This is a genomic window from Actinoplanes teichomyceticus ATCC 31121 (genome assembly GCF_003711105.1).
In the GTDB taxonomy this organism is placed as follows: domain Bacteria; phylum Actinomycetota; class Actinomycetes; order Mycobacteriales; family Micromonosporaceae; genus Actinoplanes; species Actinoplanes teichomyceticus.
Window position 1 is genome coordinate 6,027,557 of record NZ_CP023865.1, and the last position, 23,161, is coordinate 6,050,717.

A 23,161-nucleotide genomic window follows, 5' to 3' on the forward strand; every position below is an offset into this window, starting at 1 on the left:
GGCGCTCGCTCGGAAGGCGGCGCCCGGTGCAGTCGGTCATGGGCGGTTCTCCTCACGCTGGTCGGTGTCCGACCGGCTCCAGTTGCCGAGTTTCTCGGCGAGGGCGGCGCCCGACGTGGGCCCGTTGTCCCGGGCCACCACCAGGATGGTGTCGTCGCCGGCGATGGTGCCGACGACGTCCGAGAGTCCGGACCGGTCCAGCGCGCTGGCCAGGAACTGCGCCGCGCCCGGCGGGGTGCGTAGGACCGCGATGTTGCCGCTGGAGTCCACCCCGGTCAGCAGCTCCCGCAGCAGCCGGATCAGCCGCGCCGGCCCCTGCCCGGTGGTCTCGCGCAGCGGACGCTTGCCGTCCTCCGGGATCAGGTAGGCGCCGCTGACCTTGACCGCGTTCAGCTCCTCCAGGTCGCGCGACAGCGTGGCCTGGGTGACCTGCACGCCGTCGCCGGCGAGCAGGTCGGCCAGTTCGGTCTGGGAGCGCACCGTACGGCTCCGGATCAGCTCGACGATCCGGGCATGCCGCCCCGCTCGGGTCACCGCCGACGTCACTTCTCGTTTACCGCCAGCAGCCAGGCCAGCAGCGCCTTCTGGGCGTGCAGGCGGTTCTCCGCCTCGTCGAAGACCACGCTGCGCGGACCGTCCATCACCTCGTCGGTGATCTCCTCGCCGCGGTGCGCGGGCAGGCAGTGCAGCACGATCGCCTCCGGCGCGGCGGCGCGGAGCAGCTCCTGGTTCACCTGGTACGGCCGGAACGGGGTGAGCCGGTCCTTGCCGTCGTCCTCCTGGCCCATCGACGTCCACGTGTCGGTGGCCACCACGTGCGCGCCGTCCACCGCCTCGCGCGGGTCGCGCAGCACCTCGACCGAACCGCCGGTCCACGCGGCGATCTCCGACGCGCGGCCGACCACGGCCGGGGCCGGGTCGAAACCGGACGGGCCGGCCACCCGCACGTGCATCCCGGCGGTGGCGCCGGCCAGCAGATAGGAGTGCGCCATGTTGTTGGCGGCGTCCCCGACGTACGCCAGGGTCCGGCCGGCGGGCGCGCCCAGCCGCTCCCGGATGGTCAGCAGGTCGGCCAGCAGCTGGCAGGGGTGGAAGCCATCGGAGAGCGCGTTGATCACCGGCACGTCCACCCCGGAGGCGAGCTCGGCCAGCCGCTCGTCGCCGTGCGTGCGGTAGACCATGGCGGCGACGTACCGGGAGACGACCCGGCCCGCGTCGGACAGGGTCTCGCCCCGGCCGAAGTGGGTGTTCTGGGTGTCCACGATGATCGGCTGGCCGCCCAGCTCGGCGATGCCGGCCTCGAACGACAGCCGGGTGCGCAGGCTCGCCTTGTCGAAGAAGACCGCGACCGAGCGGGGCCCGGCGAGCGGGGTGAAGGCGAACCGGTTCGCCTTCATCTCGACGGCCAGGTCGAGGACCTCGGCCTGCTCCTGCGGGCTCAGGTCGTCGTCGCGGAGGAAGTGGCGCAGGGTCACCGGGTACCGTCCAGGGCAGCGATCAGGGCGTCCGCCTGATCGGAGGAGATGATCAGGGGTGGGGCGAGCCGGATGACGTCCGGCTGGGGGGCGTTGACCAGGAAGCCCGCGTCGCGCAGCTTCGCCGCGATCTGCGCGGACGCCGGCCGGTCGAGGACGACGCCGAGCAGCAGGCCGGCGCCGCGCACGTGCTTGACGTACGGATGGTTCAGGCCCTCGATCCCGCGTCGCAGCTGCTCGCCCACCCGCTTGACGTGGTCCAGCAGCCCCTCGCTGGCGATCGTGCGGACCACCGCGAGACCGGCCGCGCAGGCGATCGGGTTGCCGCCGAAGGTGGTGCCGTGCGAGCCCGGGGTGAACAGCTCGGCCGCCGTCCCGAACGCGATGCACGCGCCCAGCGGCAGGCCCCCGCCCAGCCCCTTGGCCAGGGTGATCACGTCCGGCTCCACGCCCTCACTCTGGTGGTGGAACCAGTGGCCGGTCCGGCCGATGCCGGTCTGCACCTCGTCGAGCACCAGCAGGGCGCCGTGCCGGGTGCAGATCTCCCGGGCCGCGGCGAGATAGCCGGCCGGGGGCACGACCACACCGTTCTCCCCCTGGATCGGCTCCAGGATCAGCATCGCGGTCTCGCCGGTCACCGCCTCCTCGAGCGCGGCGACGTCGCCGTACCGGACGTGGGTGACGTCTCCCGGCAGCGGCCGGAACGGATCCCGCTTCGCCGGCTGGCCGGTCAGGGCCAAGGCGCCCATGGTGCGGCCGTGGAACGCGCCCTCGGTGGCGACGACGTGCGTGCGGCCGGTCAGCCGGGACAGCTTGAACGCGGCCTCGTTGGCCTCCGCGCCGGAGTTGGTGAACAGCACCCGCCCGGCGCGCCCGGCCAGGGCCAGCAGCAGCTCCGCCAGAGCCACCGGCGGCTCCGCGATGTACAGGTTCGAGACGTGCCCGACCTGCTGGATCTGAGCGGTGACCGCGGCGACCACGGCGGGGTGGGCGTGGCCCAGCGCGTTGACCGCGATGCCGCCGAGGAAGTCGACGTACTGCTTGCCGTCCTCCGCGGTGAGCACCGCCCCCTCGCCCTTGACCAGGCCGATCGAGGGGGTGCCGTAGTTGTTCATCAGGGACTGCTGCCAGCGCTCGACGAGCGTCATGAGGGGACCACCATGGTTCCGAATCCTTCTTCCGTGAAGACTTCGAGCAACGTCGAGTGGGCGACCCGGCCGTCGACCACGTGCGCGGCCGGCACGCCGCCACGCACCGCGCGCAGGCAGGCCTCCATCTTGGGCACCATCCCGGACTCCAGGCCGGGCAGCAGCTTCGCCAGCGCGTCCGCGTCGATCTCGGTGGTCAGCGAGGTGCGGTCCGGCCAGTTGGTGTAGAGGCCGGGCACGTCGGTGAGGACCACCAGCTTGCGGGCGCCGAGCGCGACCGCGAGCGCGGACGCCGCGGTGTCGGCGTTCACGTTGTGCAGCACACCGGCGGCGTCCGGCGCGACCGTGGCGATCACCGGGATCCGGCCGGCCGCGATCAGGTCGTCGACCGCCGAGGTGTCCACCTGCTCGACGTCGCCGACCTGACCGATGTCCACCTCCGCGCCGTCGACCAGCGCGCCGCGGCGGACCGCGGTGAACAGCCGGGCGTCCTCGCCGGACAGGCCCACCGCGTACGGCCCGTGCTGGTTGATCAGGCCGACCAGCTCGCGGCCCACCTGACCGGTGAGCACCATCCGGACCACCTCCATGGTCTCCGGCGTGGTGACCCGCAGGCCGCCGCGGAACTCCGACTCGATGCCGAGACGGGTCAGCATCCGGTTGATCTGCGGGCCGCCGCCGTGCACCACGACCGGTTTGAGGCCGACGAGGCGCAGGAAGACCATGTCGGCCGCGAACGCCCGCTGCAACTCCGGGTCGATCATGGCGTTGCCGCCGTACTTGATCACGATGGTGCTGCCGTGGAAACGCTCCAGCCACGGCAGCGCCTCGACCAGGATCTCCGCCTTCTGCTGCGGGTTCACGAGGAGTACGCCGAGTTCTCGTGGACGTAGGCGTGCGACAGGTCGGTGGTCCAGATCGTCGCGTCCATCTCGCCCTCGTGCAGGTTGATCGTGACCCGGACGTCGCGGCCGGAGAGGTCGACCTTCGACCGGTCCTCGGCGGCGGCGCCGTTGCGGCAGACCCAGACACCGTTGATCGCCACGTCGACCCGGTCCGGCTCGAAGGCGGCGCTGGTGGTGCCGACCGCGGCCAGGATCCGGCCCCAGTTCGGGTCGTTGCCGAAGAACGCGGTCTTGACCAGGTTGTTGCCCGCCACCGTCCGGCCCACCTGCACCGCGTCGGCCTCGCTGGCCGCGCCGGCCACCTCGATCGCGATGTGCTTGGTGGCCCCCTCGGCGTCCCCGATCAGCTGCTGGGCCAGGTCGTGGCAGACCTCGGTGACCGCGGCGGTCAGCTCGGCGAGCGACGGCTGCCGGTTCGAGGCGCCGCTGGCCAGCAGCAGCACGGTGTCGTTGGTCGACATGCAGCCGTCGGCGTCGATCCGGTCGAAGGTGACCCGGGTGGCCGCGCGCAGCGCCGCGTCCAGCGTCTCGTTGTCCGCCGACGCGTCGGTGGTGAGCACCACGAGCATGGTGGCCAGCGCCGGGGCGAGCATCCCGGCGCCCTTGGCGATGCCGCCGACCGACCAGCCGTCGCGCTGGGCGACCGCGTTCTTCGCCACCGTGTCGGTGGTCATGATCGCCTCGGCGGCCCTCGGCCCGCCGTCCGCGGACAGCGCCTTGACCGCGGCGTTCACCCCGGGCAGCAGCCGGTCCATCGGCAGCAGCTCGCCGATCAGGCCGGTCGAGCAGACCGCCACGTCACCGGGACCGATCATCATCGGCTTCGGCGCGCCGCGCAGCACCGAGGCGGTGTGCTCGGCGGTGCTGTGCGTGTCACGGAAGCCCTGCGAGCCGGTGCAGGCGTTGGCGCCGCCGGAGTTGAGCACCACCGCGCGGATCACCCCGCCCTTGAGCACCTGCTGGCTCCAGAGCACCGGCGCGGCCTTCACCCGGTTGGCGGTGAAGACCCCGGCCGCGGTGTAGTCCGGGCCGTCGTTGACGACCAGGGCGACGTCCGGGTTTCCGCTGGCCTTGAGCCCGGCGGCGACGCCGGAGGCGCGGAAGCCCTTGGGATGGGTGACGGTCATGGCGCGACTCCGTAGACGGACAGGCCCGCGGTCTCCGGCAGGCCGAACATGATGTTGGCGTTCTGCACCGCCTGGCCGGCCGCGCCCTTGCCGAGGTTGTCGAGCGCGCTCACGACGATGATGCGCCCGGAGTCGACATCCACCGTGGCCTGCAGATGGCACGAGTTGGAACCCGCGGTGGCCGCGGTGTGCGGCCAGGCGCCCTCGGGCAGCACGTGCACGAACGGCTCGTCGGCGTAGGCGGCCTGCAGCGCCTCGCGCGGGTCGCCGCCGTTGGAGCGTTTCGCGGTGACCGTGGCCAGGATGCCGCGCGGCATCGGCGCCAGGATCGGGGTCATCGACAGCGAGGCGGCGCCGGTGGCCTGCTTGATCTCGGCGACGTGCTGGTGCGCGCCCACCTTGTACGGCGTGAGATCGCCCATGATCTCGCTGGCCAGCAGGTGCGCCTTGGCGTTGCGGCCGGCGCCGGAGGTGCCCGAGCTGGCCACCACCACCACGTCGGCCGGGTCGGCGACGCCGGAGGCAATCAGCGGGGCCAGCGCCAGGATGATCGTGGCCGCATAACAACCCGTGTTCGCCACCCGGTCGGAGGCCGCGATCGCGGCCCGGGCGCCGGGCAGCTCGGGCAGCCCGTAGGTCCAGGTGCCGGCGTGGCCGCCGCCGTAGTAACGGGTCCACTGCTCGGCGCTCCGCAGCCGGAAGTCGGCGCCCAGGTCGACCACCCGGACCCCGGCCGGCAGCTGCGCGGCGACGGCCGCCGACTGCCCGTGCGGCAGGGCGAGAAAGACCAGGTCGGCGTCGCCGAGCGTGGCGGCGTCGGTGGCGCCGAGCGTCAGGTCCAGCCCGGTGAGCTGCGGGTGCACCGACGTCACGTGCTGACCGGCCTGACTGTGCGCGGTCGCCGCGATCAGGTCGAACTCGGGGTGCCCGGCCAGCAGGCGCAGCAACTCCCCGCCGGCATACCCGCTTGCCCCGGCCACCGCGACCCGGATTCCCATACCCACCTCCGCATGACTATGCAGGGAACCGTATCAACTCGCATTCCGTGCGGCAACCGTGGCGTGCCCGGAGTCACCTTCACGCGGCACAGCCCGGCCCATCAGACAAATCCGGATTTGTCAGCGACAAGTCTGCCGCGCGCGATGGGATCGGCAACGGTCCGTCACGCACGCATCGAGGCGGGGAGGCCCGTCCTGCACGCATCGAGGCGGGAACGGTCACATCGCGCACGCGGGGGCGGAACGGCCCCGTCAGACGGCCCGAGGCGCGGGTATCTCGGGCGGTGACCGACGACCGTCCGGCCGGCCGGACGCCACACCCGGGCGCGCTCGACCCGAGGGCGCTCGACCCGGGCGCGCTCGACCCGGGGGCGCTCAGAAAGCCAGGCCGACCGGCGGGGCGGCACACCCGGGGACACTCAACCGAGGCAGGCCGACCGGCGGGGCGCCGCACCCGGAACGCTCCAAAACCAGGCCGGCCGGCGAGGCGCTTCGGCGTGGGTGGAGGGCCGGGACGGCCGGCCGGAACCGGCCGTCCCGGGGCGGGGCTCGGCTACGGGCGGGCGGCGCTGGTCGTACCGGGAATCGGCGCCGCCTGGGCCAGAGCGACGCCGAACCAGGACCGCGGATCGGTCCACCAGTGGCGGAGGGCGAAGCCCGACGCGGCCAGCTCGCCCGCCAGCCCGGCGCGGCGGAACTTGGCCGAGACCTCGGTCCGCATCTGTTCGCCGGCGGCGAACGAGACGGTGAGGTCGAGCTCGCCGACGTGGACCCGCTGCGCCCGTACCGAGCGCAGCCGCATCTCGATCCACTCGCGGTCGGCGTCCCACACCGCGACGTGCTCGAAGGCCAGCGGATCGAAATCGGCCCGCAGCTCCCGGTTGATCACGTGCAGCACGTTGCGGTTGAACTCGGCGGTCACCCCGGCCGCGTCGTCGTAGGCCGGGACCAGCACGGCGGGGTCCTTGACCAGGTCGACGCCGAGCAGCAGCCATTCCCCCGGATGCAGGGTGGCCCGCAGGTCGCCGAGGAACGCGGCCCGCTCGGCGGGCACCAGGTTGCCGAGCGTCCCGCCGAGGAAGGCCACCAACCGGCTGTCGCCGTCGGGCAGCTGGCGCAGGTGGCGGGTCAGGTCGCCGACCACGCCGGTGATGCTCAGCCCGGGGTAGGCGACGCTGAGCCCCTCGACCGCCTCGGCGAGGGCGGATTCGGACACGTCGAGCGGCACGAACGCCCCGAGAGTGCCCCGCGACAGCAGCGCGTCGAGCAGCAGCCGGGTCTTCTCCGACGAACCGGAGCCGAGCTCCACCAGGGTCTTCGCCTCGGTGATCCGGGCGACGGCGGCGGCGTTGGCGGTCAGGATCGAGCGTTCGGTACGGGTCGGGTAGTACTCCGGCAGCCGGGTGATGTCCTCGAACAGCCGGCTGCCCCGGGCGTCGTAGAACCACTTCGGCGGCAGCCGTTTCGGGTCGGCGGCGAGGCCGTCGCGCACGTCGGCCCGCAGCGACCGGGCCAGGTCACGCTCGTCGAGATGCCGCTCCAGCGAAGTCATGTCTCTCCCATGGTCACGTCGGTACGCGTGGCGATCAGCAGATGGTTGTCCGGGACGGCCCGCCAGGACGGGTCGTCGTCGAGCGGTTCGGAGGCGACCAGCACCGCGCCGTCGCCGGCGCGCACCGACAGCGCGTGACCGGCGGTGGTCGCGACGATCTGTTCCCCGTCGGTGAGCAGCAGGTTCAGCCGCGAGCCGGGCGCCGCCTCCCGGGTGGCGCGCACCAGCGAGGCGACCGCCTCCGCGGCCGGTTTCCCGGCCCGCAGTTGGTGCCGGAGCAGGGCGAACAGCGCCGCCGAGTCGGTCGGCGCGTCGAGCGTCAGCAGGTCCTCGACGGGCAGCTCGGCGGCGAGCCGGGCGAGCGTGCCGGGGAAGCCGCGGACCACGCCGTTGTGGCTGAACAGCCAGCGACCGTCGGCGAACGGGGCGGCCGCGGTCTCCACCACCGGCATCCCGACCGTGGCCGAGCGGACCGCGGCCAGGATCGCGGCGGCGCCGGTGCCGGCGGCCAGCGCCGGCAGCGCGGCGTCCGACCAGATCGGCATGGCGCTGCGGTACCGGATCGGCGGGCCGGCGCCGGGATACCAGCCCACCCCGAAACCGTCCGCGTTGATGGTGCCGCCACCGCGCATGTCCCGCGGCGCCCAGGCCTGGTGGGCCAGGGCGTGCGGCGGATCCAGCAACACCGCGCTCAGCGGCACGCTCGGCCCCAGATAGGCCACGTGGCGACACATCAGGGCAGGTCCCGGGCACACCGGAAGCCGCTGAAGATCTGCCGCCGGATCGGGTGGTCCCAGTTGCGGAACGTCCCCCGGCAGGCGGCCGGGTCGGTGCCGAACGAGCCGCCGCGCAGCACCCGGTAGTCGCCGCCGAAGAACACCTCGGAGTACTCGGCGTACGGGAACACCCGGAACCCCGGGTAGCCGTGCCAACCGGTCGAGGTCCACTCCCAGACGTCGCCGATCAGCTGGTGCACGCCGAGCGGCGAGGCGCCCGCCGGGTACGCCCCGACCGGCGCCGGGGCCAGGTGCCGCTGCCCCAGGTTGGCGTGCTCCGGCCCGGGCGCTTCGTCGCCCCACGGGTAGCGCCGGGAACGGCCGGTCGCCGGGTCCCACCGGGCCGCCTTCTCCCACTCGGCCTCGGTGGGCAGCCGCTTGCCGGCCCACCTGGCGTACGCCTCGGCCTCGAAGTAGCAGACGTGCACCACCGGCTCGTCCATGCGGACCGGCTCGACGTGACCGAACCGCCGGTACATCCAGGAGTCGCCGTCGCGGAACCAGTGCATCGGCGCGGCCAGCCCGGCCTCCTGCCGGTGCGCCCAGCCGCGCTCGCTCCAGAACCGGGGATCGTCGTAGCCGCCCGCGTCGATGAACGCCGCGTACGCCGCGTTGCTCACCGGCGCCACGTCGATCAGGAACGCCGGGACGTCCACGACGTGCGCGGGCCGCTCGTTGTCCAGCGCCCACGGGTCGGTGTCGGTGCCCATGGTGAACGGCCCGCCCGGGATCAGCGCCTCGCCGCGGACCCGGCGGTCGCCCGGCGGGGGCGGCGGCGCGGACAGCACCGGAGCGCCGGAGCGCAGCTGGTGGGTGGCGAGCATGGTCTCGTCGTGCTGCTGCTCGTGCTGCACGATCATCCCGAACGCGAATCCGCCGGCGACCAGCGGCCGCTCGTCCAGCCGCACCCGGTCCAGCACGTCGAGCGCCTTGTCGCGGACCTGCGCGACGTACCTGCGGGCCTCGGCCGGGTCGAGCAGCGGCAGGGTCGGGCGGTCGCGGCGGGCGTGCTTGAACGCGTCGTACAGGTGGTCGATGTCCTGCCGGATCGGCTGGCGCCCGCCGACGTCCCGGACCAGCCACAGCTCCTCCTGGTTGCCGACGTGTGCCAGGTCCCAGACCAGCGGCGACATCAGCGTGGAGTGCTGGCGGGTCAGGTCGTCGTCGTCGACCGCGTCGGTGAGCAGGGCGGTGCGGGCCCGGGCCCGGTCCAGCTCCGCGGCGATCAGGTCCTTGTCCGGGGTGGTCATCGAGAGGTTCCTTCCTGCGCTGGGCGGCGCCGGGCGCCGGGAATGCGGGACGCGGCATCCCGCCCGGCCGCGGGATCACGGCCGGGCGCGGGATCACGGCCGGGCGCGGGATCACGGCCGGGCGCGGGATCGCGCTCGGGCGTGGGATCGCGGCCGGACGCGGACTCACGGCCCGGCGTGGGATCGCGGCCCGGCGTGGGATCGCGGCCCGGCGTGGGATCGCGGCCCGGCGTGGGATCGCGGCCCGGCGCGGGATCACGGCCCGGCGCGGGATCACGGCCCGGCGCGGGATCACGGCCCGGCGCGGGATCACGGCCCGGCGCGGGATCACGGCCCGGCGCGGGATCACGGCCCGGCGCGGGATCACGGCCCGGCGCGGGATCACGGCCGGGCGCGGTTCTGCGGCCGGATCCGCGCTCGCGGCCCGGCGCGAGGTTGCGGCCCGGTGGATCGCTTGCCGACCGCGGAACGCTCGCCGGGTACGCCCGCAGCCGCCGGCCGAGCACGCCGGAGACCATGTCGCGTACGCCCGCCGGCAGCCCGGTCCGCTCCAGATGCCGCTCGGCCAGCCCGGCCAGCGCGGCCGCCGCCGCGCGGACGGCCGGATCGCCCAGCCCGTCGCGGGCCGCCGCCCGCCACGCCCCGGCGGCCGGCCCGGCGATCCGCCGGGCCCGGTCGAGGACGGCGTCGTCCACGGTCAGCGTGGCCAGCACCGCGACCGGGACGATCCACTCCGGTCCCGGCTGGGCGTCGAGGTAGCGCACCTCGACGTAGCCGCGCGGCCGCACCGGCGGGAACAGCGTGCTGAGGTGATAGTCGAGGTCGCCGACGGTGGGCGGCCGGTCGACCGGCGCGGCCGCCCGGGACGGCTCGTCGTGCCGGGGCCCGATCCGCCGCAGGCCGAGCCGGCCGTGCCCGGCGCGCCGCTCCGCGATCCGGCCGGCCACGATCCAGTCCGCGAAGGTGACGCCGGGTGGGACCGCCCACCGGTCGCCGTCGCGGCGGACGCACAGCAGCGGGGCGTCCAGGGCGTACCGGGCCCAGGCGGTGGCGGGCGCGCCGGGGCCGGGGTGGACCGGGGCGGTGCGGTGCGGGTCGATGCCGTACCAGGCGGCCATCCGGGCCGAGGCCCAGCCGGTGTCCCGGCCGGCGTGCACCCGGGAGTTGGCGAACAGCGCCAGCAGCGGCGGACCGAACTCGTGCAGCGCCGCCCAGCGGTCGGCGAGCCGGTGCGGCTCCCCGGCGTCGAGGCAGACCTGCAGCCCGGCCGTGCCGGTCATCATGGTGCGCCCGGCCCGGCCGAGCGATTCCTCCATGGCGGCGTAGCGCGGGGTGTCCAGGATGCGGCGAGGGTCGCGGTGCTCGTCGAGGCCACGGTCGCCGAGGACGAGACCGGCCCGGCCGAGCAGCGCGGTCAGGGCCGCGTGGTCGGTGGTGACCGCCGCGTGCAGGGCGGTCAGCGACTCCGCCGGAGCCGACGAGATCTCGATCTGGCCACCGGGCTCGGCGGTGACCGTGCCGCCGGCGGGCAGGGGTCGCGGTCGCGGGTTGCCGAGGGTGGCCGGCGCGTGCGCTCCCAGCGCGGCACTCAGCTGGGCGGCCGTCACCGGGGCGGCCGGGTCGCCGGCGTGATGCGTGGTCCATTCCAGCTCGACGCCGGTGCGCCGGGGTGGGCCGGTCTTGAAACAGATCCCGGAGATGTGTTCGATCGCTTCCGCGGTGCCTCGCAGCACCCGGTCGGCCGAGCTCATGCCCCTCCTCGTGGTCACCGAAGATCACCCGCCACCGTGGATCACCGTCATCGGGGATCCACGCCGCCGAAGATCTGAGCCGCCCAGAATCCGAGCCGCCTAAGATCACCCACCGTGATCGACGAACTCCGATCAGTCAGACCTTCATCGGACGATACCCGGCTCCGGGCGGATTCGCCGCCCCCGATCGCAAGGTTTGCCGACGATTGCCCGGCCGGTCACCGCCGAAGCCCTCAGTGCGTGCGGGCCGAGCTGCGGGTTCGCCACGGCGGACGGCCCGGCCCGCGGTCACCCGTTCGGAGATCGACAAGTTCCGGAACCGCCCCGGGGTGCCGGAACCGGTTCCGGACTGGAAGACTCCGACTCGTTCGTAATTGGCAGACCGTGCTTCGCGGTCGTGACGACCGGAGGCCCGCATGTCCGCAGACTTCCCCTATCTGGACCCCGCCCTCTCCGTCGAGCAGCGCGTGGACGACCTGCTCAGCCGCATGACGCTGCCGGAGAAGGTGGGTCAGATGCTGCAGCTGGACGCGCGGCAGGACCTGGCCGAGATCGTCCTGGAGAAACTGGCCGGATCGATCCTGCACACCTCGCCGGCCAAGTTGATCGAGGCGAGCGAGCTGGTCGCCCGGACCCGGCTGAAAATTCCGCTGCTGACCGCGGAGGACTGCATCCACGGCCACTCGTTCTGGCCGGGCGCGACGATCTTCCCGAGCCAGCTGGCGATGGCCGCCTCCTGGGACTCCGGCCTGCTGGAGCGCGTCGCCCGGGCGACCGCGGTGGAGGCCTCCGCCACCGGCATCCACCAGACCTTCTCCCCGGTGCTGTGCATCGCCCGGGACCTGCGCTGGGGCCGGGTGGACGAGACCTTCGGCGAGGACCCGCTGCTGATCAGCGACCTGGGCGCCGCGATGATCCGCGGATACCAGGGTGACGGCCTGACCGACCCGACCGGCATCCTGGCCACCGCCAAGCACTTCGCCGGCTACTCCGAGACCCAGGGCGGCCGGGACGCCAGCGAGGCGGACATCAGCCGGCGCAAGCTGCGCTCCTGGTTCCTGCCGCCGTTCGAGCGGGCCGCCCGGGAGGGCTGCCAGGTGTTCATGCTCGGCTACCAGTCGATGGACGGCGTGCCGATCACCGCGAACAAATGGCTGCTCAACGACGTGCTCAAGCAGGAGTGGGGCTTCACCGGCACGCTGGTCACCGACTGGGACAACGTCGGCCGGATGGTCTGGGAGCAGAAGGTCTGCGCCGACTACGCGGAGGCCGCCGCGGTGGCTGTCAAGGCCGGCAACGACCTGGTCATGGTCACCCCGGGCTTCTTCGAGGGCGCCCAGGAGGCGGTCGAGCGCGGCATCCTGACCGAGCCGGAGATCGACGCCGCGGTACGCCGGATCCTGCGCCTCAAGTTCGAGCTGGGCCTGTTCGAGAACCCGCGCACCCCGGACGCCGAGCGGCAGCGCGCGGTGATCGGCTGCGCCGCGCACACCGAGCTCAACCTGGAGGTGGCCCGCCGCTGTCTGGTGCTGCTGCGCAACGACGGCACGCTGCCGCTGGACCCGGCCGCCGGCGCGCGCCGGATCGCCGTGCTCGGCCCGAACGCCGACGACGTGTCCGCCCAGCTCGGCGACTGGGCCGGCGACTCCGGCCAGGTGGGCTGGATGCCGGACGGCCACCCGCGCGAGCTGACCGCGACGGTGCTGGACGGCCTGCGCGCGGCGGTCCCGGCGAGCTGGACCGTGTCGTACGAGAAGGGCGCCGAGATCGTCCGGCTCGTGCCCGACCCGGAGGGCGAGACGTTCCCGGACGGCCAGCCCCGGCCGCCGATCTCCGAGTCCGCGCCGGTCGACCCGGAGCGGATCGCCGCCGCCGCCCGGCTGGCCGCCGAGAGCGACTACGCGGTCGTGGTGGTCGGCGACACGGTCACCCTGACCGGCGAGGGCCGCTCGACGGCCACCCTGGAGCTGCTCGGCGGGCAGGTGGCGCTGCTCGACGCGGTGGCCGCCACCGGCACCCCGATGATCGTCGTGCTGATCAACTCGAAGCCGCTGGCGCTGCCGCCGTCGGCGCTGCGGGCCGCGGCGATCGTGCAGGCCTTCAACCCGGGTATGCGCGGCGGCCAGGCGCTGGCCGAGCTGCTGCTCGGCGCGATCGAGCCGAGCGGCCGGCTGCCCATCTCGGCCGCCCGGCACGTCGGCCAGCAGCCGGTCTACTACAACCAGCTGCGCGGCCAGCACGGCTCGCGGTACGCCGACCTGACCCAGGACCCGCTGTTCGCCTTCGGCGAGGGGCTCAACTACACCACGGTCGTCTACGACGGGCTGACCATCGGCGAGCCGGACGTCCCTGCCGACGGGGTGGTACGGGCCAGCGTGCGGCTGTCGAACACCGGGACGCGCCCGGCGCTGGAGACCGTCCAGGCGTACGTCAGTGACCTGGTCACCAGCGTGACCTGGGCGCACCGGGAGTTGAAGGCGTACCGGCAGGTGACCGTCCCGGCCGGCGAGAGCGTGACCGTGGAGATCGAGATCCCGGCCGCCGACTGCACGCTGGTCGACGCGGACGGCCACCGGGTGGTCGAGCCCGGCGACTTCGAGCTGCTCGTCGGCCCGAACTCGCGCCTGTCCGCGCTGCAGTCGGCCAAGTTCCGGATCAGCTGACCGCGCCCCGCACGGCGATTCCCGGTCCGGGTGCCGAGCCGGCGACCTGGACCGGGCCGGACGGAGGCGGCCGAGCCGCTCCCGGCGCTCACCGCCGGGCTGCGCGACGGCCGCATCGGCCCGACGACCCGGGCCGGCCGGGGTGACACCGGGCGGGTGACATCGGGGCCGGCGCCGGCCGCCGGCCCCTACCGTCGGTGACATGACTGACACGGAACTGAAGAGCCGGCACCGCGCCATGTGGGCTTCCGGGGACTACGCCGCGGTGGCCGGCGAGCTGGTCGCCCCGCTCGGGCCGACCCTGGTCGAGGCGGCCGGCATCGCCGCCGGGCAGCGGGTGCTGGACGTCGCCGCGGGCACCGGGAACGCGGCTGTCCCGGCCGCCGCGACCGGCGCCGAGGTGACCGCCAGTGATCTGACTCCGGAGCTGCTGCGGATCGGCGAGCGACGGGCCGCCGCCCGGCTGACCTGGGTCGAGGCGGACGCCGAGGACCTGCCGTTCCCGGACGCCGGCTTCGACGCGGTGATCTCCTGCATCGGCGTGATGTTCGCGCCGCACCACGAGCGGGCGGCCGCGCAGCTGCTGCGGGTGTGCCGGCCGGGCGGCACGATCGGGCTGGCCAACTGGACGCCGGACGGGTTCGTCGGGCAGATGTTCGCGGCGATGAAGCCGTACGCCGCACCCCCGCCGCCGGGAGCGCAGCCGCCGCCGCTCTGGGGCGATCCGGACCACCTGGCCGGGCTCTTCGGCGACCGGGTGACCGGGGTGACCGCGCGGCGGCGCCGGCTGCGGGTGGACCGTTTCGGCACGCCCGAGGCGTTCCGCGACTACTTCAAGCGCAACTACGGGCCGACCATCGCGGTGTACCGCACCATCGCCGCCGACCCGGACCGGACCGCGGCGCTGGACACCGCGCTGGTCGAGCTGGCCCGGCGTTTCGACACCGGCGGCGGCGCGATGGACTGGGAGTACCTGCTCTGGACCGGGCGCCGCCGCGGGTAGCCGCCGGTCAGACCTGCCGGGCGGCGGCGACACGCCGGATCGAGAACCCCAGTTTCCGGTACGCCGCCACCGCCGCCGTGTTGGTGTGGTCGGCCAGCAGCGCCACCCGTTCCCGCCCGGCCAGCAACTCGTCACCGGCGAACCCGCACAGCCGTGCGGCCAGCCCGCGCCCGCGCGCCTCCGGGTGGGTGGTCACCCCGGCCAGGAAGCCGATCTCCCGGGTCGACCAGGCGTCCGCGGCCACCGCGACCAGGCGCCCGCCGGTGTCCCGCAGGCCCGCCCACCGCCGCACCCCGGGCTGCCCCGGCCGGGCGTACGAATCCGGGAACGACTCGTCGAGCAGCGCCGCGACCTCGCCCCACTCGTCCGCGCCGAGCCAGTGCGGCTGCCCCGTGCCGTCCGGGCACGCCGCCCGGCCCGCACCGCCCGGCCGCACCGGCGTGCTGATGTCCATCCACGCGAAGCGGGAGCTGACCGCCAGTTCCGGGACCCGCGCGACGACCGCCGCGACCAGCTCCTCGGCACCGAACGGCCGGTACGTCGGGCCGAGGCCGGGCAGCACCTCGCGGACCAGCCCGGCCAGCGCCGCGGGGTCCCCGCTCATCACCAGCCGGTCCCAGTACGCCAGCCCGGCGCAGGCCACGACCGTGGCGCCGGGACGCCGCCACACCCGCGCGCCGGCCGCCCCGGCCGCCCACCGTACGAAAAGATCTTGATCGCCCACCGGCCCATACTGCCGCCCGGCGCCGGGCCCGGCCACATCCGCGCGAGCGCGGATCCGGCCCGAAGCCGGTATGCCGGCGTTGCCGTGTCCTGCGAGAGTGGGCCGGTGCCGAAAATCTCCCTGACCCGGCTGGGCCGGTCCCGCCGGCTGCGCCGCCTGATCGTGGCGGGCGGCCTGGGCGCCGCGCTCAGCATCGTGACGGTGGCGTCCGCCAACCTGTGGATCCGCGACGCCGCCGCCGGCCACGTCTATTCGCTGGACACCGTGCCCGAGGCGCCGGTCGCCCTGGTGCTCGGCGCGCAGGTGGATCCGGGCGGCGCGCCGTCGGCGTTCCTGGCCGCCCGGCTCGACCTGGCCCGGGCGCTCTACCAGGCCGGCAAAGTCAGGGCGATCCTGGTCTCCGGCGACCACGCCGAGTGGTCCTACGACGAGCCCGGCGCGATGCTGGTCTACCTGGTGGCGCGGGGGGTGCCGGCGGATCGGGTCGTGATGGACCACGCCGGTTTCGACACCTACGACTCGTGCGCCCGGGCCGGCCGGATCTTCGGGGTGCGCCGGGCGATCCTGGTGACGCAGTCGTTCCACGTGCCGCGGGCGGTGGCGCTGTGCCGGACGCTGGGCATCGACGCCAGCGGGGTGGGCGACGACACCGTTCGGGCGGACCGGCCGCTGTGGGCGCGCGGTCAGGTGCGCGAGTGGGCCGCCGCGGTCAAGGCCGGCTGGGACGCCGCCACCCGCCGCGACCCGGTCTTCCTCGGCCGGCACGAGACCGGCGTGGAGACCGCGGTCGCCGCGGGCTGAGCGGCCGGCCGCCGCAGACATCGACAGGCATGGACATCCGCCGCGTCGTGGACCAGAGTGTCAGGCATGGCGAGAGCACGGTCGACCCGGCGCACCCTCCTCACCGCCTCGGCCGCCGCCGCGATCGCGGCGCCGCTGACCGGCGCCGCCGCGCACGCGTCGGGGCCGCGCCGGCGCCCGCCGGACGCCACGCTGCGGGCGATCCTGCGGGAGATCGATCCGGGTCGGATCGAGGCCACCGTACGCCGGCTGGCCGCCTTCGGCACCCGGCACACGCTGTCCTCGCAGACCGATCCGGTACGCGGTATCGGCGCCGCCCGCGACTGGATCCACCGGCAGTTGCAGGCGTACGCGGCCACGTCCGGCGGCCGGATGACCGTCGAGCTGCAGTCCTTCGTGCAGCCGGTGTCCCCGCGGGTGCCGGTGCCGACGGTCATCACCAATGTCGTCGCCACCCTGCGCGGCAGCGTCACCCCGGAGCGGATCTACGTGGTCACCGGCCACTACGACTCCCGGGCCACCGACGTACTGGACCACACCGGTGACGCGCCGGGCGCCGACGACGACGCCTCCGGGGTCGCGGTGATCATGGAACTGGCCCGGGTGCTGGCCCGGCGGGAACCGGAGGCCACCCTGGTCTTCGCCGCCGTGGCCGGCGAGGAGCAGGGACTCTACGGCTCCGACCACATGGCTCAGGCGTACCGGGACGCGGGCGCCGACATCCAGGCCATGTTCAGCAACGACATCGTCGGCACCGGCGACGCGCACGACGGCAGCCGCCCCGCGCCGCACACCGTCCGGCTGTTCGTCGAGGGCGTGCCGACCGCGGAGACCGCCGCCGAGACCGGCGCCCGGCGCAGCACCGGCGGGGAGAACGACGGGCCGTCGCGCCAGCTCGGCCGGTTCGCCGGCGAGGTCGCCGCGAACCCGCAGACCGGGATGGATCTGCGGGTGGTCTGGCGCCGCGACCGCTACCTGCGCGGCAGCGACCACGTGTCGTTCCTGCTGCGCGGATACCCCGCGGCCCGCTTCACCGAGCCCCGGGAGAACTTCGCCCACGAGCACCAGGACGTCCGGGTCGTGGACGGCGTGCAGTACGGCGACCTGGTCGAGTTCTGCGACTTCGCGTACATCGCCCGGGTGGCCCGGGTGAACGCGGCCACCCTCTGGTCGCTGGCGGTCGCCCCCGGCACCCCGAAGGACGTGGTGATCGACACCACCCGGCTGACCAACGAGACCACCCTGCGCTGGACCGTCGGCACCGAGCCGGACCTGGCCGGATACGAGGTCCTCTGGCGGGAGAGCACCGCGGCGGACTGGACCGATGTGGTGGCGGTGGGCCGGGTCGGCACCGCCACCGTGGACGTCTCCAAGGACAACGTCCAGTTCGGCGTACGCGCGGTGGACACCGACGGGCACCGCAGCCCGGCCGCCGCGCCGCGCCCGTCCGCTTGACGCCGGCCGTTGGATCTGCAATGTTCCATGGGTGATCGCGCGCACGGCGCGGTCCCCGAGTGCTCGAAAGAGTGAAGCCTGTGATCCCCGCGGTGCCGAGCGGCCTCAGCCGCTGACCCCTGCCCTCGCTTCACTTCTTTCCTCCGAGCCCTCGAAGGGTCCACCCATCATGGATCTGCGCATTCAGCGCGCCGTCGTCGCCAACCTGCGTACCCGTCCGAACGCCGTCGAAAGCGGTCCGTTCGTGCTCGGGCTCGACCACACCAGCGACAGTCCGCACATCAACTACGCGACACCGCTGCCCGGCGCCACGATCACCCCGGCCGACGTCGCCGCTCTGGTCGCGGCTTTCGGTGACCGGCCGCCGCGCCTGGAGTACGTCGTCAGCAGCGCTCCCGACCTGGAGAAGCTCCTGCTCGATGTCGGGTTCGCCGTCGAAGCACGCAACGAGTACCTGATCTGCACACCCGGGACGCTGGCCGTCCCGCCGACCCCGGCGGGCTTCGAGCTCGTCGAGCCGGCCACCGACGCCGAGCTGGCCGGTGTGATCGCCGTCCAGAACGAGGCGTTCGGCGAGGCCGCCGAGGCGAGCCCGGAGCAGGTCGCCTTCCAGCGGCGCAGCCTGGCCCGCGGCGCCGTCCTGGTCGCCGCCCGGCACACCGGTGATGCCGCCGCAGCGCGGTATGCCGGTGGTGGCACCGCGGTCGCCCCGGCCGACGGTGTCAGCGAGGTCGCCGGCATCGCGGTCGGCCCCTCCTTCCGCCGGCGGGGCCTCGGTGGTGCCGTCACCGCCGCGATCACCGCCCGATTGTTCCGCGCCGGCGTCGAGGTGGCCTGGCTGGAGGCGTCCGGTGACGACTCCTGGCGGGTGTACCAGCGGGTCGGGTACCGCCCGGCCGGCCGGCGCCTCTACATCGCGAGGTACTGACCGGGGCCGGGGCGCGGGCGGCGGATCACCGGATCCCGCACCGCCCGCGCCCCGGGCGATCCCGCGCCCGCCGCCCGCGCCGCACCACCCGCGCCCGGCGGCACGCCGCCCACGCCCCTCCCGCGCGCGTGCGGCGCATTTCCATGATCATCGCGCTCGTGTACCAGCGCCCACGCCCCCCGCGCGCGTGCCGTGCGTCCGGAAGTCTCCACGGGACGCCCGGCCCGGCCGGCGCGGCAGTCCCTGGCTCACCGCGCACGGTCCGCCGCATCACCGGTCAGAGCTCGCGGCTCACCATGCCGCAAGCCACCCGGGACCGCCCACCGCGGGCGCCCATCGGCTGGTGCGGGCTACCGTGGCGGCCATGCGGCAGGCCTACGCACACCACGCCACCATCGTCCCCGCCCGCGGCGCCGATCCCGGCGCGCCCAGCGTCGCGATCACCGGTGCGCTCCGCGACGCCGCCCGGCCCGGGTCGCCGTTCCCGCACCACACCGCCACCGCGCCGGACGGTGACCGGCTGCGGCTCCGCGTCCTCTTCGCCACCGAGCCGGACCGGGTCGACGAGATCCGCGCCCGGATCGACGCCGCCCTGGCAGCCGGGCCGTGGCAGCTGACCGGATCCGGCTGCGCCCGCCTCGACCCGGACGAGCGGCCGCACGCGCGGCGCCTGCTACGCGCCGCCAGGACCGCCGCTCAGGACGCTGGCCAGCGGTCCTGAGCGTCGTGCACGCTCCCGCACCGACCGGCCCGGCGCCGGCCACCGGCTCCGGCGCCGGCTCGCGCGGGACCAGCCGAGCGAGTGGGCCCGCGGCACGAGCCGCGGGCCCACTCGGAGATCAGCACGGCGAATGCCGCGGTGACCGGTCAGCGCGCCGGGTCAGGCGCCCCGCAACGTCGCGCCGAAGCGGGACGCCGTGACCGCCACCGCCGCGTCGCGGGCGGCGATCGTCTCCTCCGAGGTCAGCGTGCGGTCCGGGGCGCGGAACGTCAGCTTGTACGCCAGCGACCGCTTGCCCTGCCCCAGCTGCTCCGACTCGTACACGTCGAACAGCGCCACCGATTCCAGCAGTTCCCCGGCCCCCTCGGCGAGGGCGGCCTGCACCTCACCGGCCGGGACCGTCCGGTCCAGCACCAGCGCCACGTCGATCAGCGCCGGTGGGAACGTGGAGATCTTCGGGGCGTCGACCACCGGCGGCTCGGGCAGCGCGTCCAGATCGATCTCCATGGCGCTGGTGCGGCGGGGCAGGTCGAGCGCGGACAGCACGGCCGGGTGCAGCTCACCCGCGTAGCCGATGACGTCGCCGTCGACGACGATCGCCGCGCACCGGCCCGGATGCCACGGCGCGTGCTCGGCCGCGCGCACCGTCACCCGGGACGCGGGCACGCCGGCCGCGCTGATCGCGATGCGCGCCGCCTCGACCGCGTCCGCCCAGCCCGCGGCGCGGCCCGGACCCCACCAGCCGGCCGGCTCGGCGTCCCCGGCGAGTACCGCCGCGAGGTGCCACGGCTGGTCCGGCACGATCGCGTTGGCCTGCGCCCACTCCTCGTCGGTGGGGCGCCGGTCGACGCCCAGCTCCGGCGGTGCGGTGGCGGCCAGCCGCGGCCGGAACACCGTGCCGGCCTCGAAGAGCGCGACGTCGCGCTGGCCCCGGCCGAGGTTGCGCCGCAGCGTGCCGAGCAACGGCCCGAGCAGGTCGGTCCGCAGCAGCGGCTCCTCCTCGGAGAGCGGGTTGGTCAGCCGCACCGCGCTGCGCCGCGGGTCGTCGGCGGGCAGCCCGAACTGGTCGGCGGCGCCGGGCGCGACGAACGGGTAGGACAGCACCTCGACGTACCCGTTCTCGGCCAGGGCGCGGCCCACCGACCGCCGGCGCCGCTGCGCCCCGGTGAGCCCTCTGCTGGCGCCGGCCGGCGGCAGCACGCTCGGGATGTCGTTGTACCCACCGAGCCGCGCCACCTCCTCGACCAGGTCGATCGGGGCGAGAAGGTCGGGCCGCCAGCTCGGCGGGACGACGTCGAGGGGGTCGCTGCCGGAAACCTCGCAGCCGACCTCGGTCAGCAGCTCGGCGATCCGCGACGACGGGTACGGCAGGCCGACGATCCGGGAGGGCAGGTCGGCCGGCAGGGTGATCGCGGTCCGCGGCGCGAGGTGATCGATGTCCAGGACCCGCTCGTCGACGACCCCGCCGGCGTGCTCGGTGAGCAGCGCCACGGCCCGTTCCAGCGCCGCCAGCGTCAGCTGCGGATCGACGCCACGCTCCCAACGTTTGGCGGCCTCGCTGAACAGTTTGTGCCGGCGTGCCGTACGCCCGACCATCACCTGGTCCCAGTGCGCGGCTTCGAGCAGCACGTCGACGGTGCCCTCCTGCCACTCGCTGGTCTGGCCGCCCATCACGGCGGCCAGCGAGATCGGGCCGGTCTCGTCGCAGATCACCATGTCCTCGACGTCGAGGACGCGCGCCACACCGTCCAGGGTGGTCAGCTTCTCCCCCGGGTGGGCGCGGCGCACCACCAGGGGACCGCGCAGCCGCTGCAGGTCGAAGACGTGCATCGGCTGGCCGAATTCGATCATCAGATAGTTGGTGATGTCGACCGGCAGCGAGATGGCCCGGATACCGGCCGCGATCAGGCGGCGCTGCATCCACTCCGGCGACTGCGCGGCCGGGTCGATGCCGCGCACCACGCGGGCCGAGAAGCGGTCGCACCCGATGGTGTCCTCGACGGTCACCTCGTACGGGGCGTCGGCGGTCCCGCCCGGCGCGGGGATCGCCGCCGGGTCGGTGAAGGCCACCCCGAAGTACGTGGCCAGCTCCCGGGCCATGCCGCGGACGCTCATCTCGTACCCGCGGTCCGGGGTGATCTCCACCTCGACGAGCACGTCGTCGAGCCCGACGACCGGGCGCGCGTCCGTGCCGGGGGCGGCGGCGTCCGCGGGCAGCACGATGATGCCCGAGTGGTCGCCGGAGAGCCCCAGCTCGGCCGCCGAGCAGATCATGCCGTGCGAGTTGCGCCCGTACGTCTTCCGGGCCCCGATCTTGAAGCCACCCGGCAGCTCACCGCCGGGCAGGATGACCACCACCAGGTCGCCCTCGGCGAAGTTGCGGGCGCCGCAGACGATCTCCTGTGGCGTCCCGCGCCCGACGTCGACGGTGCAGAACCGGATCGGTTTCTTGAAACCGGTCAGCTCCTCGATGGTCAGCACCCGGCCGACGACCAGGTCGCCGAGGATGGTCGCGGCCTGGTCGACGATCGACTCGACCTCCATGCCGAGGTTGGTCAGCGCCTCGTCCAGCCGAGCCGCGGTGAGGTCCGCGGGCAGCTCGACGTACTCGCGCAGCCACGACAGTGACGTCTTCATCTGCGTCAGGACTCCATTCCGAAGTTCGTGGTGAAGCGCACGTCGCCCTCGACCATGTCGTGCATGTCGCTCACGCCGTTGCGGAACATCAGGGTCCGCTCGACGCCCATGCCGAAGGCGAATCCGGAGTACCGGTCCGGGTCGATGCCGCAGGCGGTCAGCACCCGGGGGTTGACCATGCCGCAGCCGCCCCACTCGACCCAGCGCGGGCCGTCGCGGTGCTGCGCGAACCAGACGTCGAACTCGGCGGACGGCTCGGTGAACGGGAAGTAGTGCGGCCGCCAGCGGGTCTTCGCGTCCGGGCCGAACATCGCCCGGGCGAAGTGGTCCAGGGTGCCGCGCAGGTGGGCCATCGTGATGCCCTCGTCGATGACCAGGCCCTCGATCTGGTGGAAGACGGGGCTGTGCGTGGCGTCCAGCTCGTCGGTCCGGTACGCCCGCCCCGGGCTGACGATGTAGATCGGCGGCTGCCGGGTGAGCATGGTGCGCACCTGGCCGGGCGAGGTGTGGGTACGCATGACCAGGCCGGGCAGGTCCACGAAGAACGTGTCCGAGGCGCCGCGCACCGGGTTGTCCGGGCCGATGTTGAGCGCGTCGAAGTTGGCCCACTCCAGCTCCAGCTGGGGGCCGTCGACGATGTCGTAGCCCATGCCGACGAAGACGTCGCCCATGTGCTCCATCAGCGTGGTCAGCGGGTGCCGGGCGCCGCGCGGCCGGCGGCCCCACGGCAGGGTGACGTCGACCCGTTCCTCGACCAGCACCCGGGCGGCGCGGTCGGCTTCGAGCTCGGCGAGGCGGGCGTCGTACGCCGCCTGGACGGCCTGCCGGGCGACGTTGACCCGCTTGCCGGCGTCGGACTTGGCGGCCGGCGGCAGCGAGCCGATCTCCCGGCGGGCCAGGGACACCGGCGAGCGGTCGCCGAGGTGCGCGGACTTCAGCGCGGCGAGCGCGTCGAGGTCGGCGGCCTGCGCGAACGCCTTCTCGGCGTCGGCGACCGCGGCCTCCAGAGCCTCGGGCGCCAGCAGGGCGGCCTGCTTCGGATCGTACGGATCGTTGCGGTAGGACATGGTCGGGCGAACTCCCTCACACCGGATGAGCCGTCGGCTCGTCGCCGACTGAGTGCACCGAGCGCGGCGAGGGCCGCGAAGGCTCGACTCAGGTGGATCAGTGTACGGAGGCACGGCTGAGCCGCAGCCCGCCGGTCAGGGAAGTTCGCGCAGGAGTGTCAGATCCGGCGCCCGCGACCA

18 protein-coding genes and 1 pseudogene are annotated in these 23,161 nt (G+C 74.3%); 6 read left to right on the forward strand and 13 right to left on the reverse strand.

The window, feature by feature from the left end:
- Positions 1–36: 36 nt before the first annotated feature.
- From ACTEI_RS26395 to ACTEI_RS26440, 10 genes and pseudogenes are all read right to left on the reverse strand, one after another.
- Positions 37–546, reverse strand: a complete 510-nt coding sequence (locus ACTEI_RS26395) for an arginine repressor (RefSeq protein WP_122980119.1) — start codon at positions 544–546, stop codon at positions 37–39.
- Positions 543–1,475, reverse strand: coding sequence for an ornithine carbamoyltransferase (gene argF, locus ACTEI_RS26400; RefSeq protein ID WP_122980120.1), 933 nt, complete (start codon positions 1,473–1,475; stop codon positions 543–545). Before argF ends, ACTEI_RS26395 begins: the two co-directional genes overlap by 4 nt.
- On the reverse strand, positions 1,472–2,623 hold the full coding sequence (locus ACTEI_RS26405) for an acetylornithine transaminase (RefSeq protein WP_122980121.1): 1,152 nt from the start codon (positions 2,621–2,623) through the stop codon (positions 1,472–1,474). Before ACTEI_RS26405 ends, argF begins: the two co-directional genes overlap by 4 nt.
- Positions 2,620–3,486: an acetylglutamate kinase gene (gene argB, locus ACTEI_RS26410; protein ID WP_122980122.1), complete on the reverse strand. Its 867-nt coding sequence runs from the start codon at positions 3,484–3,486 to the stop codon at positions 2,620–2,622. The genes ACTEI_RS26405 and argB overlap by 4 nt, the downstream gene beginning before the upstream one ends.
- Entirely contained in the window at positions 3,483–4,655 is a 1,173-nt protein-coding gene (gene argJ, locus ACTEI_RS26415; RefSeq protein ID WP_122980123.1) for a bifunctional glutamate N-acetyltransferase/amino-acid acetyltransferase ArgJ, read from the reverse strand. Before argJ ends, argB begins: the two co-directional genes overlap by 4 nt.
- On the reverse strand, positions 4,652–5,653 hold the full coding sequence (gene argC / locus ACTEI_RS26420; RefSeq protein ID WP_122980124.1) for an N-acetyl-gamma-glutamyl-phosphate reductase: 1,002 nt from the start codon (positions 5,651–5,653) through the stop codon (positions 4,652–4,654). Before argC ends, argJ begins: the two co-directional genes overlap by 4 nt.
- A 553-nt stretch (positions 5,654–6,206) precedes the next feature.
- Positions 6,207–7,205 carry an L-histidine N(alpha)-methyltransferase gene (gene egtD, locus ACTEI_RS26425; protein WP_122980125.1) on the reverse strand — a complete coding sequence of 333 codons (999 nt, stop codon included), beginning with the start codon at positions 7,203–7,205 and terminating at the stop codon, positions 6,207–6,209.
- A complete protein-coding gene (egtC, locus tag ACTEI_RS26430) occupies positions 7,202–7,939 on the reverse strand; it encodes an ergothioneine biosynthesis protein EgtC (protein ID WP_122980126.1) in 738 nt (245 codons plus the stop codon). Before egtC ends, egtD begins: the two co-directional genes overlap by 4 nt.
- Entirely contained in the window at positions 7,939–9,231 is a 1,293-nt protein-coding gene (gene egtB, locus ACTEI_RS26435) for an ergothioneine biosynthesis protein EgtB (protein ID WP_122980127.1), read from the reverse strand. The genes egtC and egtB overlap by 1 nt, the downstream gene beginning before the upstream one ends.
- A gap of 482 nt (positions 9,232–9,713) precedes the next feature.
- Positions 9,714–10,982: pseudogene (locus ACTEI_RS26440) on the reverse strand (glutamate-cysteine ligase family protein); the annotation flags it as partial.
- Between the two features lie 416 nt (positions 10,983–11,398).
- Between ACTEI_RS26440 and ACTEI_RS26445 the strand changes: the two are divergent.
- Together ACTEI_RS26445 and ACTEI_RS26450 are read left to right on the forward strand one after the other, a co-directional pair.
- A complete protein-coding gene (locus ACTEI_RS26445) occupies positions 11,399–13,645 on the forward strand; it encodes an exo-beta-d-1,3/1,6-glucosidase (protein WP_122980128.1) in 2,247 nt (748 codons plus the stop codon).
- A 202-nt stretch (positions 13,646–13,847) separates the two neighbouring features.
- A complete protein-coding gene (locus ACTEI_RS26450) occupies positions 13,848–14,648 on the forward strand; it encodes a class I SAM-dependent methyltransferase (RefSeq protein WP_122980129.1) in 801 nt (266 codons plus the stop codon).
- Between the two features lie 7 nt (positions 14,649–14,655).
- On the opposite strand, the gene ACTEI_RS37885 is transcribed toward ACTEI_RS26450, so the two are convergent.
- Positions 14,656–15,372 (reverse strand): GNAT family N-acetyltransferase, encoded by a 717-nt coding sequence (locus tag ACTEI_RS37885; RefSeq protein WP_239082368.1) that lies wholly within the window; start codon positions 15,370–15,372, stop codon positions 14,656–14,658.
- 105 nt (positions 15,373–15,477) lie between these two features.
- Here ACTEI_RS37885 and ACTEI_RS37890 point away from each other — a divergent pair, with 105 nt between their 5' ends.
- From ACTEI_RS37890 to ACTEI_RS26470, 4 genes are all read left to right on the forward strand, one after another.
- Complete coding sequence (locus tag ACTEI_RS37890; protein ID WP_239082367.1) at positions 15,478–16,173, forward strand: SanA/YdcF family protein; 696 nt, start codon at positions 15,478–15,480, stop codon at positions 16,171–16,173.
- Between the two features lie 66 nt (positions 16,174–16,239).
- The gene (locus ACTEI_RS26460; protein WP_122980131.1) at positions 16,240–17,628 is read left to right on the forward strand and encodes a M20/M25/M40 family metallo-hydrolase; all 1,389 of its coding nucleotides are present in this window, start codon (positions 16,240–16,242) and stop codon (positions 17,626–17,628) included.
- 169 nt (positions 17,629–17,797) lie between these two features.
- Complete coding sequence (locus ACTEI_RS26465; RefSeq protein WP_122980132.1) at positions 17,798–18,556, forward strand: GNAT family N-acetyltransferase; 759 nt, start codon at positions 17,798–17,800, stop codon at positions 18,554–18,556.
- A gap of 364 nt (positions 18,557–18,920) precedes the next feature.
- Positions 18,921–19,277, forward strand: a complete 357-nt coding sequence (locus ACTEI_RS26470; RefSeq protein WP_122980133.1) for a hypothetical protein — start codon at positions 18,921–18,923, stop codon at positions 19,275–19,277.
- A gap of 159 nt (positions 19,278–19,436) precedes the next feature.
- On the opposite strand, the gene pheT is transcribed toward ACTEI_RS26470, so the two are convergent.
- Positions 19,437–21,914 carry a phenylalanine--tRNA ligase subunit beta gene (gene pheT, locus ACTEI_RS26475; protein ID WP_122980134.1) on the reverse strand — a complete coding sequence of 826 codons (2,478 nt, stop codon included), beginning with the start codon at positions 21,912–21,914 and terminating at the stop codon, positions 19,437–19,439.
- A 5-nt stretch (positions 21,915–21,919) separates the two neighbouring features.
- Entirely contained in the window at positions 21,920–22,981 is a 1,062-nt protein-coding gene (gene pheS / locus ACTEI_RS26480) for a phenylalanine--tRNA ligase subunit alpha (protein WP_122980135.1), read from the reverse strand.
- Positions 22,982–23,161 lie beyond the last annotated feature (180 nt).